This is a genomic window from Streptomyces sp. SKN60, from assembly GCF_026236535.1.
Lineage (GTDB): Bacteria > Actinomycetota > Actinomycetes > Streptomycetales > Streptomycetaceae > Streptomyces.
In genome coordinates this window covers 80157-93776 of the sequence record NZ_JAHTMW010000002.1, presented here as the reverse complement: position 1 = coordinate 93776, position 13620 = coordinate 80157, and the positions used below count along the sequence as shown (strand labels likewise).

The window sequence follows — 13620 nt, the reverse complement described above, 5'->3', positions numbered from 1 at the left end:
CATAACAGGCCAAACGCCCCAGGACGGGGGAGCGGGCGAGACGGAGGAGGCGCCCATGGCCCGGCAGTGGGGGCCGGACCCGCCCACCGGCCTAGAGCTCCTTGCCGTACCAGATGTCCATGTACGGGCCGGTGCAGTACGCCGGGATCTCGGCGTAGCCGTGGCGCGTGTACAGCGCCCGCGCCTCCACCAGGTCGAGGCGGGTGTTCAGGACCATCCGGCGGGCGCCGAGGGCGCGGGCCGCGTCCTCCAGGCGGTCGAGCAGCGGTCCGGCCCCGCCCTTGCCGCGGTACGCGTGACGCAGGAAGACCCGGGTGAGCTCGGCCCGCTCCGCGTCGAGCAGCAGCACCCCGCCGCAGCCGGCCGGCTCGTCCTCGTACCGCGCCACCAGGAACTGCCCGGTGGGCGGCGCGAGCAGCTCGACGCCGTCGCCGTCCAGGCCCTCGTCGATCTCCGCCTCGGTGGCGGGGCGCCGCCAGTAGCGGCCGGCGACGTCGCCGTAGTAGTCGCGGCGCAGGGCGGTGGCGTCCGGGGTGTCGACGCGCTCGGGGGTGAAGGTCCAGGTCATGCGCGCCATTCTGGCCGCGCACGACCGCACCGGGCACCCCGTTTACGGCTTGGGGGCGGCCTGCTGGACGACCTCGAAGGACCACAGCGTGGAGCCGGTCGCGGCGGGCTTCGGACGCTCGCCCCCGCCCTCGCCCCCGGCCTCGCCCCCGGCCTCGCCCCGGCCCTCGTGGGCGGCCTTCCGCGGCCCGTTCATCCAGGCCTGGAAGTCGTCCTCGCTGCGCCAGCGGGTGTAGACGAGGTATTCGTCCGTGCCCTCCAGCGGGCGGAGCAACTCGAACCACTCGAAGCCGTCCGAGTTCTCCACGGCGCCGGCGCGCGCGGCGAAGCGCTGCTCTAGGAGCTCGCGCTGCTCGGCGGGCACGGTCAGGACGTTGATCTTCACGATGCTCATACCGGCAGCATAGGCAGGAGCGGACCCGTACCGGACAGGGCCGAAAGCCCTGTCCGGAGGGCCGCCTCAGGTCAGCCGAGGACGCGGGCGAGGAGCAGCCCGTCGTAACCCTTGGTGCCGACGGTCTGGAGGGCGGTCGCGTCGAGGCGGGGCTCGTGGGCGATCAGGTCGAACATCGCGCGGGTGCCGCTGATGGCCGGGTCGTCGGGGTGTTCGGTGGCGACCTTCCCGGCCCGGACGACGTTGTCGACGACGATCAGCGTGCCGGGGCGGGAGAGCCTGAGCGCCCAGCTGACGTAGTGCGGGTTGTTGACCTTGTCGGCGTCGACGAAGACGAAGTCGAACGGGCCCGCGCCCTCCTTCTCCAGGAGCGGCAGGGTGTCCAGGGCCGCGCCGACGCGCACCTCGACGGTCTCGGCGAGGCCGGCCCGGGCGATGTTGGCGCGGGCGACCTCGGCGTGCGCGGGGGAGTACTCCAGGGTGACGAGCCGCCCGTCGGCGGGCAGCGCGCGGGCCATCCAGATGGTGCTGTAGCCGCCGAGGGTGCCGATCTCCAGGATGTTCTTCGCGCCCTGCGTGGCCACCAGCAGGTTGAGCAGCTTGCCCTGGTTGGGCGCGACGGCGATCTCGGGCAGCCCGGCCGCCCTGGAGTCGGCGAGGGCGCCGGTCAGCCCCTCGTCGCCGGGGGCGAGCAGATCGGTCAAGTAGGTGTCGACGGCGGTCCATTGAGCCTGGTCACGGTCATGGGTGGTCATGCGGCCGAACGTACACCTGATGCGCCGGGCCGCGGGCGGTCGGCGCGGCCCCGGCGCCGGGTTCGCGCCACGGCGAATCCGACGGCGGCGAGCAGCAGGACCGTGCCGGTGACGGTCAGCAGCCAGACGGGGATGCCGCCGGCCGTCCACAGCCGGTCCTTCCAGATGATCTCGCGGTACGGCGTGTCGGCGGCGGCCCGGACGAGTTCGTGGTCGCCGTTGATGCGGGCGGGCTCGGGGAAGGACTGGTCGACGGCGGTGAGGAACACCCGGCCGGGGCCGGTGAGTTCGGCGAGCGCGCCGTCGGGCCGGTCGACGGCGCCGGCGAACAGCACCTCGGGGCGGGCGCCGCCGATGGCGTCCTTCGGCTCCATGCGGTGGTCGGAGAGCACGTACAGGCCGAGGGACTGCGGGGTGGCGGCGAGCCGGGACAGGCGCATCGGGTAGACGGGCCGGTCGTTCGGGAAGCTGATGCGGAGCGGGTCGAGGGCGCCGTAGAGCGGTTCGCCGGCCTTCTCGGGGGCGAGGCGGACGGCGACGTACTCCCACCTCTGCGCCACGTACGGGCGCAGCTCGGCGGCGAGCCGGTCGGAGAGCTCGAAGCCGTTGCGGTGCAGCCAGTCGCCGAGCGCGGTCGGGTCGGTGGCGGTGAGCCGGGCCACGTCGAAGGGCCCGAGGCGTTCCCGGCCGACGACCCCGACGCCCGGTCCGGCGCCGGGCATGGCCCCGGCGGAGGCGCCGTCGCCGTCGGAGGAGAAGGGCCAGTCGCGGCCGCGCGGCCAGAAGTAGTCGCGGGTGCGGCGTTCGGGCGCGGTCAGCCCGTCGAGCTGGTCGAAGAGCGCGGGGTCGCCGAGGGCGACGTCGGCGCGGTGTGGCACCGGCATGACCCAGGCGGCCTTCTCGGCGTCGCCGTGCACGGTGAAGCGCATGACGATCCGCTCGGTGCCGGTCCGCGCGTCCCAGTGCACGGCCGAGGTCTCCCGGTCGACGCCGATCCGGTCCATCCGGTTGGTGACCATGGCGCCGCAGCCGCAGGCGTAGGCCGGCGCGACGAGCGAGCCGAGCTGGAGCGCGAGCAGCGCGAGCAGCATGGTGACGAGTCGCATGGTGAGCGGCCGCTTGAGAAGTCGTGGTGTCCCCCGCATGACTGCTCGGACGTACGAGGGGAGCGGCTGGTTCCAGCCGCTCCTCCTCTCTCGACGACCTGGTTCAGGCCACCTTGACCTGGAGCTCCTTGATGCCGTTGAGCCAGGCCGCGCGGAGCCGGCGCGGGTCGCCGGCGAGGGTGAGGTCGGGCAGTTCGTCGGCGAGGGCGTCGAAGATCAGCTCGATCTCCTTGATGGCGAGGGACTTGCCGAGGCAGAAGTGGGGTCCGCCGCCGCCGAAGCCGAGGTGCGGGTTGGGGTCGCGGGTGATGTCGAAGGCCTCGGGGTTCTCGAAGACCTCGGGGTCGTAGTTGGCGGAGGAGTAGAAGAGGCCGACGCGGTCGCCCTTCCTGATCTTCTGGCCGCCGAGTTCGGTGTCCTGGGTGGCGGTGCGCTGGAAGGAGACGACCGGGGTGGCCCAGCGGACGATCTCCTCGGCGGCGGTGGCCGGGCGCTCCGCCTTGTAGAGCTCCCACTGCTCGGGGTGGGTGAGGAAGGCGTGCATGCCGTGGCTGATCGCGTTGCGGGTGGTCTCGTTGCCGGCGACGGCGAGCAGCAGCACGAAGAAGCCGAACTCGTCGGAGGACAGGTTGCCCTGGCCCTCGGCGGCGACGAGCTGGGACACGATGTCCTTGGCGGGGCACTCCTTGCGGGCGGCGGCGAGGTTCATCGAGTAGCCGATGAGCTCCATGGCGGCCTCGGCGCCGATCTCCTCGGTGATGGCGTACTCGGGGTCGTCGTACGCGACCATCTTGTTCGACCAGTCGAAGATCCGGGCCCGGTCCTCCTGCGGTACGCCGATGAGTTCGGCGATGGCCTGCAGCGGGAGTTCGACGGCGACCCGGGTGACGAAGTCGAAGGCGCCGTCCGAACCGGGCGCCGCCGCAGCCGCCTTGGCCTCGGCGACGATGGCGCGGGCCCGGTCGCGCAGGGCGGTCTCCAGGCTGCGGATGGCGCGCGGGGTGAAGCCGCGCTGGACGATCTGGCGGACCCGGCTGTGCTCGGGCGGGTCCATGTTGAGCATGATCAGCTTCTGGACCTCGATCTGGTCGCGGTTGATGTGCTCGTTGAAGCGGATGACGGCGGTGTTCTCGTTGGAGGAGAACAACTCGGGGTGCGTGGAGACGTACTTGACGTCGGAGTGCCGGGTCACGGCCCAGTAGCCGGTGTCGGCGAAGCCGGTGACGCCGGGGGGCTGGGCGCACCACCAGACGGGAGCGGTCTGCCGGAGCCGGGCGAACTCGGGGTGCGGGACGCGGCTTTGGAGCAGATCGGGGTCGGTGGCGTCGAACCCTTCGGAGAGATGGGGGCAGGGCATCGGCAACACGCTCCATATCTGATGGCCCATCAGAAGTTGCCGGAAAAGGTAGTAACGAGTTCTACAACTAGCAAGGCGCGCGGCGTGAACTGTTGCGTCCCGGACCCTTGCGTACCGGCGGTAGCAGTCATAAGACTGCACTCAGAACTAGAACGCGTACTAGTTCTACGTGACGTCGACCGGCGAGGGTGCCGGGACACCCCGCCCGGGCGAGGAGAGGACGAGCTCACATGGCCGCGGAACCCGTCATCGTCGAAGCCGTACGCACCCCCATCGGCAGGCGCGGAGGCGCACTCGCCAACCTCCATCCCGCCTACCTCCTCGGGGAGACCTACCGCGAACTCCTCGGCCGCACCGGCATCCACGCCGACTGCGTCGAGCAGATCGTCGGCGGCACCGTCACCCACGCCGGCGAGCAGTCCATGAACCCGGCCCGCACCGCCTGGCTCACCATGGGTCTCCCGTACGAGACCGCCGCCACCACCGTCGACTGCCAGTGCGGCTCCTCCCAGCAGGCCAGCCACATGGTCGCCAACATGGTCGCGGCCGGCGTCATCGACATCGGCATCAGCTGCGGCGTCGAGGCGATGTCCCGGGTCCCGCTCGGCTCCGGCTCCAAGCACGGACCCGGCAAGCCCTGGCCCGACGAGTGGAACGTCGACCTGCCCAACCAGTTCGAGGCCGCCGAGCGCATCGCCCGGCGCCGCGGACTCACCCGCGAGCGCGTCGACTCCCTCGGCCTGCTCTCCCAGGAGCGCGCCGCCACCGCCTGGGGCGAGGAGCGCTTCAAGCGGGAGACCTTCGCCGTCCAGGTCCCGACGACGGAGGAGGAGCAGGCCGCGGGACAGGGCATGTGGCGGCTCGTCGACCGCGACGAGGGACTGCGCGACTCCACGATGGAGGTCCTGGGCCGGCTCAAGCCGGTCATGCCGACCGCCGTCCACACCGCCGGGAACTCCTCCCAGATCTCCGACGGCGCCAGCGCGATCATGTGGGCCTCCAAGCGGATGGCCCGCGCGCTCAAGCTGCGCCCGCGCGCCCGGATCGTCGCCCAGGCCCTGGTCGGCGCCGACCCGCACTACCACCTCGACGGGCCGATCGACGCGACCCGGGCCGTGCTCGGCAAGGCCGGGATGTCGCTCAAGGACATCGACCTGGTGGAGATCAACGAGGCCTTCGCCTCGGTGGTGCTCAGCTGGGCGCAGGTCTTCGACCAGGACCTGGAGAAGGTCAACGTCAACGGCGGCGCCATCGCCCTCGGGCACCCGGTGGGTGCCACCGGGGCGCGGCTGATCGCCACGGCGCTGCACGAGCTGGAGCGTACGGACAAGGAGTTCGCGCTGATCACGATGTGCGCGGGCGGGGCGCTGGCGACGGGGACGATCATCCAGCGGCTCTAGCGCGTCATCCGGCGCCCGTAGTGCACGGAAACGCCGCAGGCCCCGATTCCTCCGCTGAGGGAGGACGGGGCCTTGCTGCGTGGAGCTGTGGCTGCGCTATCGGCTGCGCTGCGGCGCTACCGGGTCGGCTCAGTACCAGCCGTGGGACTGCCAGAAGGACCAGGCGCCGTTCGGGGAGCCGTAGCGCTCGTTCATGTAGTTCAGACCCCACTTGATCTGGGTGGCGGGGTTGGTCTTCCAGTCGGCACCGGCCGAGGACATCTTCGAGCCGGGCAGGGCCTGGACCAGGCCGTAGGCGCCGCTGGAGGAGTTGGTGGCGGAGGCGTTCCAGCCGGACTCGTGCTCCACGATCTTGCTGAAGGAGGCGAACTGCGACGGCGGCACGATCTGTCGGGCGATCTCCTGCGGGGTGGCGGCCGAGGCCGAACCCGTGCTGCCGAGCACCGCGCCCGAGGCGCCCAGAAGAAGGGCGGCGGAGACGGCGAAGGTCTTCTTGCGGGAGGCGGCGCGAGTGGCGATCGAGCGGAACAAAGCGTCATACCTAACGTCGGGGGCAAAGGTCGCGCCGGGCGATTTCGGCATGCCGGAACCAGAGCCCGGAGAACCGGGAACTGGTGGGGAACCGGCCTGCCTGGTGTGGTCTGCCGTGATGCTCTGGGCGAGAGGCCCTGAGCACCGGCTGCCTGGCGACGTCCACTACAGAAACAAATCCGGCGGGGCGGCGCAATGACCCCCGGTACGAGGAAGGTTCGGACCCGGCGGGCGAGACCCGGGCCGGAGGACCCGGGCCGGGAAGCGGCGGAAGTGCCCTGTTTACGGGGTTCGCGCTCGTGTTTGGGATGATTTGGGAGGTCCGCGCGGGCCTACTATTCCACGTCGTACGTGACCTGGGTCCTATGAGGCGCCTCACCCCGGAGGCCCGTTCCGGGGCCCTCGAATGTGACCTGGGCCTCGAAGTTCGCCCGCCGCGTCGCCCGCCGCAGCGCTCGGAGGAGGGCGCCGCCGACCGTCATCGTGAGGACGACGGTGAGCAGGGCGCGGCCGAGGTCCCAGCCGAGGGACGTGGTGAGGAGGAAGGCCAGGAAGCGGACCAGGTTCGCGGAGGCCGGATCGCCCGGTAGGAAGAAGATCCCGGCCTGCTGGTTCCCCGCACTGACGGTGACCCATCCGTAGAGGTTCGTGACCGTGCCGTACGCGAAGGCCGCCACGAAGCCGTACGCGGCGAGCAGCACCAGCTCACGCCGCCCGCGCAGCCGGTCCGGGCCCGGCAGCAGGCCCGCGCCCATCGCAAACCAGCCCATCGCCAGCATCTGCGTCGGCATCCAGGGCCCCACCCCGCCGGTGAGCAGGGCGGACGCGAACATCGTCACCGCGCCGAGGACGAAACCGAAGCCCGGGCCGAGGACCCGGCCGCTCAGCACCATCAGGAAGAACATCGGCTCCAGACCGGCCGTCCCCGCCCCGATCGGCCGCAGCGCCGCCCCCACGGCGGCCAGCACCCCCAGCATCGCCACCGCCTTCGCGTCCATGCCGCAGTCGGCGATCGTCGCCACGACGACACCGATGAGGAGCGGCAGCATCAGCGCGAAGAACCAGGGCGCGTCGGCGGCGTGGTCCGTGAGCGCGGAGTCACGGTCCGCGAAGAGCGGCCAGCCGATGGCGACGAGGCCGACGAAGGAGACGAGGGCGAGGGCGGCGACGGACCTGGGGCCGAGGCGGATGGGGCGGGGCCGTGTGGTGGTCATGCGCGGAGTGCCTCCTCGACCTGCTCGACCGTGAGCCACGGCTCCGGCGCGAGCACCTTCGCGACCTGCGGCGAAAAGGCGGGGGAGGAGACCACGACCTCGGCCGTCGGGCCGTCGGCGACCACCTCGCCGCCCGCGATGATCACCACCCGGTGCGCCAGCTCCGCCGCCAGCTCCACGTCGTGCGTCGCCAGGACGATCGCGTGCCCCTCGGCGGCGAGCGCCCGCAACCGGTGCACCAGGCGCGCCTTCGCCGCGTAGTCGAGCCCGCGGGTCGGTTCGTCGAGGAGGAGCAGGGGCGGGCGGGCGGTCAGGACGACGGCGAGGGCGAGGGCGAGGCGCTGGCCCTCGGACAGGTCCCGGGGGTGAGTGTCGTCCGCGACCCCCGGCAGCAGCTCCGACACCAGCTCCCGGCAGCTTCCGGGCGGCGCGCCCGCGTCGGCGTCCGCCGCCTCGCACTCGGCGGCGACGGTGTCCGCGTACAGCAGGTCCCGCGGCTCCTGCGGGACGAGCCCGACGTGGCGGATCAGCTGCCGCGGGTCGGTGGCGTGCGGGGTGAGTCCCGCGACCCGCACGGTCCCGGAGGTGGGCGTGATCGTCCCTACGAGCGTCCCGAGCAGGGTCGACTTGCCGGCGCCGTTGCGGCCCATGAGGGCGATGGTCTCGCCGGGGGCGACGGTGAGGGTGAGGCGGCGGAGGGCGTCGATGCGGGCGCGGCGGACGGCGAGACGGTCGACATGGACGAGGGGGGTGGGGGCGGCTGGGGTGGTGGGTTCGGTGCGGCGCCGCTTGAACAGGGAGATTCCCCCACCCCGCCCCTTCCCGGCTGTGACATATGCGGCTCCGCCGCGTGAGGGGGCGCTGCCCCCAGCCCCCCGCGCCTCAATCGCCGGCGGGGCTGGATTTTCAGGCGCACCCGGCACCCGCCCCGCCAGCGCCCGCTTCAGCGGCCCCGCCGCCCGCCGCGCGTCCCGCACCGTCAGCGGCAGCGGGGACCAGCCGGCCGCCCGGCCCAGCGCGACGACCGGGGGGTGGATGGCGGAGACCGCCATCATCTCGGCGGGCGGGCCCATGACGGACTCGGGCAGGAGCAGGACGCGGTCCGCGTACTGGACCACGCGTTCCAGGCGGTGCTCCGCCATGAGGACCGTCGTGCCGAGGTCGTGGACCAGGCGCTGGAGGACGGCGAGGACGTCCTCCGCCGCCGAGGGGTCGAGGGCCGAGGTCGGTTCGTCGAGGACGAGGACCTTGGGGTGCGGGGTGAGGACGGAGCCGATGGCGACGCGCTGCTGCTGGCCGCCGGAGAGGGTGGCGATCGGGCGGTCGCGCAGGTCCGCGAGGCCGAGGAGATCCAGGGTCTCCTCGACGCGGCGCCGCATCACGGACGGGGCCAGGCCCAGGGACTCCATGCCGTAGGCGAGCTCGTCCTCGACCGTGTCGGTGACGAAGTGGGCGAGCGGGTCCTGGCCCACCGTGCCCACCACGTCCGCCAGCTCGCGCGGCGGATGCGTGCGGGTGTCGCGCCCGTCGACCGTCACCCGGCCCCGCAGCGTGCCGCCGGTGAAGTGCGGGACGAGACCGGAGACGGCCCCGAGCAGGGTGGACTTGCCGACGCCCGAGGGCCCGACGAGGAGCACCAGCTCGCCTTCGGGCACGGTCAGGTCCACGTCCTTGAGGGTGGGCGCGGACTCCCCGTCGTACGTCACCGAGACGTTCTCGAAACGGATCACGGACGCGCACTCTCCTCCGGCACCGGGGCCACGAACGCGGGCAGCAGCCCGACCAGCACAGACAGCGCCGGCCACACCGGCAGCTCGGGCGCCTCCAGCGGGACGACCCCGGGGCGCATCGCCCCCGGCACCGCCGCGCCCGTCCAGATCACCAGCGCGGCCACGGCGATACCCGAGCCCGCGACCAGCCAGGCCCGCGCGCCCCACCGGTCCGGCCGGTAGCGGGTGCGGACGGTGCGCCGGCCGCCGAGCCTGAGGCCCGCGACCGCCGCGACGAGGCCCGCCACGAGCAGCGGCACGCCGTAGCCCGCGCCCTGCGCGGCCAGCAGGCCGTACGAACCGGCGCACACCCCGAGCAGACCGCCCAGGGTGAGGACGTTGGTGGTACGCCGTACCGCCGCCGGCACCCGCGCCGTACGCCCGTACCCCCGCGCGTCCATCGACGCCGCCACCGCCACCGACCGTTCGAGCGCGCCCTCGAGCACCGGCAGGCCGATCTGGAGCAGCGCCCGCACCCCGCCGGTGGGCCGCCCGCGCAGCCGCCGGGCGGTGCGCAGCCGCACCACGTCCGCGACCAGGTTCGGCGCGAAGGTCATCGCGACGACCACGGCGACCCCCACCTCGTACAGCGCGCCCGGCAGCGACTTGAGCAGCCGCGACGGGTTGGCCAGCGCGTTCGCCGCGCCCACGCAGATCAGCAGGGTCGCCAGCTTCAGCCCGTCGTACAGCGCGAACACCAGCTGCTCGGCGGTCACCCGGCCGCCGATCCGGATGCCCTGCGCCCAGTCCGGGAGCGGCACCTCGGGCAGTGCGAACAGCTCGTACGCGCCGGGGATCGGCGAGCCGAGGAGCAGGGAGAAGAGGACCCGGATGCCGACGACCGCGAGACCCAGCTTCACGAACGCGCCGTACGAGCGGGCCCACGGCGCGTCGGTGCGGCGCGCGGCCACCACGTAACCCGCCACGCCGACGACCATCCCGAGCAGCAGCGGATTGGTGGTGCGGGAGGCGGCCACGGCGAGGCCGAGCGCCCAGAGCCACCAAGCACCGGGGTGCAGCGCGTTCGCCCGGTCGGCCCGCGGCGCGCGCAGCCGCGCGACGAGGCCGTGTCCCGTGGATCCCGCCGGGGTCATCCGCGCCGGCGGCGGGCCTGCACGACGCCCGCCGTGCCGAGCAGCAGCACCGCGGCCCCGCCCACGACCAGGCCCACGGACGGCCCGCCGGAGTCGGAGTCGGACGCGGTGGTGCCGGTCCCCCCGGTGGCGCGCGTCGGCTGCTCCTCCGGGAGCGCGACCTGCTCGCCGCAGCCCTGCTTCGGGTAGCCGGAGATCCCGCACAGCAGCACGTTGGCGTCGTAGCGCAGCGGCTTGGCGACGGCCGCAAGCGCCTCGGCGGCGGTGGCGTCCTCCCGTACCTGCGGGCACGCGGTGCGCGGCGCCGGGGCCGGCGGCCGCTCGCCCGCCGGGGCGTCCTCGGGGCGCCCGAAGTCGATGACGACGGCGACCCGCTTCGTACCGGCCTTCGGCTCCACGCCCGCGCAGATCCGGGTGAAATCGGGGACGGCGGAGGGGCGGGTCGCGTCGGAGGCGTCCCGGCTGACGGCGAAGCGGAAGCCGACCGTGTCGCCGTCGGCGGGCCGGGCGGTCGCCGGGCCCTGCGTGGCGTACGCCCAGTCGGTGCCCTGGTTCTCCCAGAAGGACCAGTAGCGGTAGCCGGACCCGGCGGCGTGGGCGGGCACGGCGGCGGCCGCCACGATCGCGGCGCCGACGGCCGCGGCGAGCCCGGTCCGGACCCGCCCGCTTCCGCTGCTCACGACGTCCGTCCTCACTTCTTGTTGCGGCCGCTGAGCAGGAAGCCGATGCCGACGCCGACGACCATGCCGATGCCGATGATCCACCACAGGTCGAAGCCGCCCTCGTCCTCGGCGGCGCCCGCGGACGCCTTCGAGTTGTCGGGTGCCTTCGGCGCGGGGCCGGTCGCGTTCAGCTGCTCCAGGAGGTCGGTGCTGCCGAAGCTGCGCGGGTCGGTGTCCATTGCGTGCGCGGCGAAGACCAGCTGGGCGTAGGCGGCCGGGCCGGAGCTCTTGGCCCAGCTCGCGGAGTTCTTCTCCAGCCAGGCCAGGGAGCCGGTGGCCTCCTGCTTAGCCCCGGCGGCGGCGAGCGCCACGACGGCGTCGGCGGTGTTGCCGTAGTCGGGCAGCTCGGCGGCGCCCGCCGCGGCGCCCGGCATCGGCGGGGTGTTCAGGTGGCCGGTCTTCGCGAGCTGCGCGGCGAGGTAGGAGGCGCCGTTGAGCGCGGCCCGCTCCGGCGTCGGCTTCGGCAGGTCGGTGCAGGTCGGCTGCTGCTGGGGCTGGGCGCCGCGCGCGGTGATGCCCTTGCCGAGGCCGGCGAGGGTCGCGGCGGCGGTGGCGTCGGCGTTCGCGAGCAGCTTGCCGGCCTTGTCGGGCTGGTACGCGAACGCTCCCGCGCCGCCGTCCTTCGCGGTGCAGGGGAGGGCGAAGGTGAGCAGCGCGTCGTACGGGTTCTTGCCGGCCGCGGACTTCACGTTCGCGGGCCGCTCACCGGCGACGACGAGCGCGTTGACGACGATCGAGGTGGAGTTGGCGTCGCTGGGGCCGCCGGGGGTGAAGCTCCAGCCGCCGTCCTTGTTCTGCACGCTCTTGAGCCAGGCCGCGCCCGCCCTCGCGACCTTGGCGACCTCTGCCGGGTCGGCGGACTGGCGCTCGACGGCGGCGAGCGCCTGCACGGCGACGGCGGTGGCGTTGCTGTCCAGCATGGTCTTGGCGTCGCAGGCCTTGGCCGGCTCGGGGCGGTACGAGGCGAAGGCACCGTTCGCGCACTGCTGGCCGAGCAGCCAGTCGACGGACTGGTCGGCGGGCTGGATGCCGGAGCTGCGCTGGGCGAGGAAGGCCAGCGACTGGCGCCAGACGCCGTCGTAGGTGGGGTCGGCCGTGCCGTAGAGCCCGGCCGGGATCTTGGCGGGGGAGGGGGTGGGCGAGGGCGCGGCGGCGGCCACTCCGGCGGCGGTGGTGCTGAGCACGGCACCGGCCGCGAGTGCGGCGGCGGCGCGGCGAACGCTGATCATGGGTCCCTCTCTGCGGGCACCGGACACCGGCACCCCGGGGGGCCAGCCTCCGGCGCCGTATTCCTCGACGGTGCCGGCGCTCACGTCCCGTACCGGGCGTTCCGACTCACCACCTGGGAGGGTGGCTCACGGTTGCGGGTCAGTGCCGGATTCCCACCGGCTTCCCCCTGTACGGGCATGACGACGACCGCCCACTTTACCGGCCGGGTGCTCGCCGCTCCCGGAGCCGTACGTCACACCGCCGCGTACGCCACCGGGTCCGTCCCCGGCACCGCCTCCGCCCGGCCCAGCTTCACCAGGCGCCGGACGTGGGCCTCGGCCTCGCTGACGGCGATGTTGCGGGAGCCGTGCGGGATGCGGTCCCAGGGGCGGTTCCACTCCATGCGCTCGGCGAGCTGCCAGGGGGTGAGGGGGGTGGCGAGGAGGGCGAGCAGGCCGGCGAGGCGCTCCTCGTGGTGGTCGAGGAGTTCGCGGACCCGGCCGGCGGCGTCGGCGAAGGCGTGCTGGTGGGCCGGCAGGACCTCGGCGACGCCGAGCCGGCCGATGCGTTCGAGGGAGTCGAGGTAGTCGCCGAGCGGGTCGGTCGCGGTGGCGTCCTCGGGGTCCTCGTACAGGCCGATGTGCGGGCTGATCCCGGGGAGGAGGTGGTCGCCGGAGAAGAGGCGGCCGTGGCCGGGCAGTCCGGCGGGGTGCGCCTCCTCCAGGTGGAGGCAGACGTGGCCGGGGGTGTGGCCGGGCGTCCACACGGCGCGCAGCCGGCGTCCGGCGAGGTCGAGGAGCTCGCCGGGCACGATCTCCCGGTCGGGCAGCGCGGACCGCAGCCCCGGCAGGGTGCGCATCCGCCCGCCGGCGGCCCGTGCGGCGCGCAGCGGCGCGAGATGCTCCTCGGGGGCGCCGACGGCGGCGAGCTTGCGGGCCAGGTAGTCGAGCCACGTGCCGGGTGCGGACTCGCGGGTGCGGCGGACGACGGCGATGTCGGCGGCGTGCATGGCGATCCAGGCGCCGGACGCCTCGCGGACCTTGCCGGAAAGGCCGTGGTGATCGGGGTGGTGGTGGGTGACGACCACCCCGTGCACATCGCCGGGCGCGAGCCCGAGCGTCCCGAGCCCGGTGGTGAGTTCGGCCCAGGACTCGGGGTCGTCCCACCCGGTGTCGACGAGCACGGGCCCGCGGTCGGTGTCGACGACGTGCACCAGGGTGTGCCCGAGGGGGTTGTCGGGGATGGGCACCCGCAGGGACCAGACGCCTCCGCCGTGGGCGATGACCTGCTCGCTGGGCTCGGGCTCGGTCATGGGGCCTCGTCTCTCCACGGCGGTACGGAGCTTGGTTGACCGAGGCCACTATAACGAGAACTGACGAACTGTCAGCGTCCATGTCGGTATCGGTATCCCGATCGACATCCCGTCTCTGGTCAAGCAGAACTAGAACTGGTATCAGTTCTGATGCAGAGTCAGATTCAGATTCCGGAGTCGGCGTGCGGCC

13 protein-coding genes and 1 riboswitch are annotated in these 13620 nt (G+C 73.4%); of the genes, 1 reads left to right on the top strand and 12 read right to left on the bottom strand.

The genetic code is table 11. From position 1 onward, the window contains the following. Positions 1–91: 91 nt before the first annotated feature. From KV205_RS03485 to KV205_RS03465, 5 genes are all read right to left on the bottom strand, one after another. Positions 92–577: a GNAT family N-acetyltransferase gene (locus KV205_RS03485; RefSeq protein ID WP_374214612.1), complete on the bottom strand. Its 486-nt coding sequence runs from the start codon at positions 575–577 to the stop codon at positions 92–94. Positions 578–610: 33 nt separating this feature from the next. Continuing rightward, entirely contained in the window at positions 611–961 is a 351-nt protein-coding gene (locus tag KV205_RS03480) for an antibiotic biosynthesis monooxygenase (RefSeq protein ID WP_265862050.1), read from the bottom strand. A 71-nt stretch (positions 962–1032) separates the two neighbouring features. Then, positions 1033–1716 carry an O-methyltransferase gene (locus KV205_RS03475; protein WP_265862049.1) on the bottom strand — a complete coding sequence of 228 codons (684 nt, stop codon included), beginning with the start codon at positions 1714–1716 and terminating at the stop codon, positions 1033–1035. Further along, on the bottom strand, positions 1713–2822 hold the full coding sequence (locus tag KV205_RS03470; RefSeq protein WP_265862048.1) for a DUF2330 domain-containing protein: 1110 nt from the start codon (positions 2820–2822) through the stop codon (positions 1713–1715). Before KV205_RS03470 ends, KV205_RS03475 begins: the two co-directional genes overlap by 4 nt. A 103-nt stretch (positions 2823–2925) precedes the next feature. Next, on the bottom strand, positions 2926–4179 hold the full coding sequence (locus KV205_RS03465; protein WP_265862047.1) for a cytochrome P450: 1254 nt from the start codon (positions 4177–4179) through the stop codon (positions 2926–2928). 230 nt (positions 4180–4409) lie between these two features. Here KV205_RS03465 and KV205_RS03460 point away from each other — a divergent pair, with 230 nt between their 5' ends. Further along, positions 4410–5579 carry a steroid 3-ketoacyl-CoA thiolase gene (locus KV205_RS03460; RefSeq protein WP_265862046.1) on the top strand — a complete coding sequence of 390 codons (1170 nt, stop codon included), beginning with the start codon at positions 4410–4412 and terminating at the stop codon, positions 5577–5579. Positions 5580–5708: 129 nt separating this feature from the next. Here KV205_RS03460 and KV205_RS03455 read toward each other — a convergent pair whose 3' ends face one another. The 7 genes from KV205_RS03455 to KV205_RS03425 all read right to left on the bottom strand — a co-directional run bounded on the left by KV205_RS03455 (position 5709) and on the right by KV205_RS03425 (position 13430). Beyond that, positions 5709–6110 (bottom strand): transglycosylase SLT domain-containing protein, encoded by a 402-nt coding sequence (locus KV205_RS03455; RefSeq protein ID WP_265862045.1) that lies wholly within the window; start codon positions 6108–6110, stop codon positions 5709–5711. A gap of 335 nt (positions 6111–6445) precedes the next feature. Continuing rightward, positions 6446–7324, bottom strand: coding sequence for an ECF transporter S component (locus KV205_RS03450; protein WP_265862044.1), 879 nt, complete (start codon positions 7322–7324; stop codon positions 6446–6448). Then, positions 7321–9054: an ABC transporter ATP-binding protein gene (locus KV205_RS03445; protein WP_265862043.1), complete on the bottom strand. Its 1734-nt coding sequence runs from the start codon at positions 9052–9054 to the stop codon at positions 7321–7323. The genes KV205_RS03450 and KV205_RS03445 overlap by 4 nt, the downstream gene beginning before the upstream one ends. Then, the gene (locus KV205_RS03440) at positions 9051–10187 is read right to left on the bottom strand and encodes an energy-coupling factor transporter transmembrane component T (protein ID WP_265862042.1); all 1137 of its coding nucleotides are present in this window, start codon (positions 10185–10187) and stop codon (positions 9051–9053) included. Before KV205_RS03440 ends, KV205_RS03445 begins: the two co-directional genes overlap by 4 nt. Further along, the gene (locus KV205_RS03435) at positions 10184–10867 is read right to left on the bottom strand and encodes an SCO2322 family protein (protein ID WP_265862041.1); all 684 of its coding nucleotides are present in this window, start codon (positions 10865–10867) and stop codon (positions 10184–10186) included. The genes KV205_RS03440 and KV205_RS03435 overlap by 4 nt, the downstream gene beginning before the upstream one ends. A gap of 11 nt (positions 10868–10878) precedes the next feature. Next, positions 10879–12138 (bottom strand): prenyltransferase/squalene oxidase repeat-containing protein, encoded by a 1260-nt coding sequence (locus tag KV205_RS03430; RefSeq protein WP_265862040.1) that lies wholly within the window; start codon positions 12136–12138, stop codon positions 10879–10881. A 94-nt stretch (positions 12139–12232) separates the two neighbouring features. After that, positions 12233–12307, bottom strand: a riboswitch (cobalamin riboswitch). A gap of 64 nt (positions 12308–12371) precedes the next feature. Next, a complete protein-coding gene (locus KV205_RS03425) occupies positions 12372–13430 on the bottom strand; it encodes an MBL fold metallo-hydrolase (RefSeq protein WP_265862039.1) in 1059 nt (352 codons plus the stop codon). Positions 13431–13620 lie beyond the last annotated feature (190 nt).

What these genes read in the sequence shown, in the direction of transcription:
- KV205_RS03440 (WP_265862042.1), bottom strand. Translation starts at nt 10,187, where the DNA reads ATGACCCCGGCGGGATCCACGGGACACGGCCTCGTCGCGCGGCTGCGC.
- KV205_RS03465 (WP_265862047.1), bottom strand. Translation starts at nt 4,179, where the DNA reads ATGCCCTGCCCCCATCTCTCCGAAGGGTTCGACGCCACCGACCCCGAT.
- KV205_RS03485 (WP_374214612.1), bottom strand. Translation starts at nt 577, where the DNA reads ATGGCGCGCATGACCTGGACCTTCACCCCCGAGCGCGTCGACACCCCG.
- KV205_RS03460 (WP_265862046.1), top strand. Translation starts at nt 4,410, where the DNA reads ATGGCCGCGGAACCCGTCATCGTCGAAGCCGTACGCACCCCCATCGGC.
- KV205_RS03450 (WP_265862044.1), bottom strand. Translation starts at nt 7,324, where the DNA reads ATGACCACCACACGGCCCCGCCCCATCCGCCTCGGCCCCAGGTCCGTC.
- KV205_RS03480 (WP_265862050.1), bottom strand. Translation starts at nt 961, where the DNA reads ATGAGCATCGTGAAGATCAACGTCCTGACCGTGCCCGCCGAGCAGCGC.
- KV205_RS03430 (WP_265862040.1), bottom strand. Translation starts at nt 12,138, where the DNA reads ATGATCAGCGTTCGCCGCGCCGCCGCCGCACTCGCGGCCGGTGCCGTG.
- KV205_RS03425 (WP_265862039.1), bottom strand. Translation starts at nt 13,430, where the DNA reads ATGACCGAGCCCGAGCCCAGCGAGCAGGTCATCGCCCACGGCGGAGGC.
- KV205_RS03470 (WP_265862048.1), bottom strand. Translation starts at nt 2,822, where the DNA reads ATGCGACTCGTCACCATGCTGCTCGCGCTGCTCGCGCTCCAGCTCGGC.
- KV205_RS03475 (WP_265862049.1), bottom strand. Translation starts at nt 1,716, where the DNA reads ATGACCACCCATGACCGTGACCAGGCTCAATGGACCGCCGTCGACACC.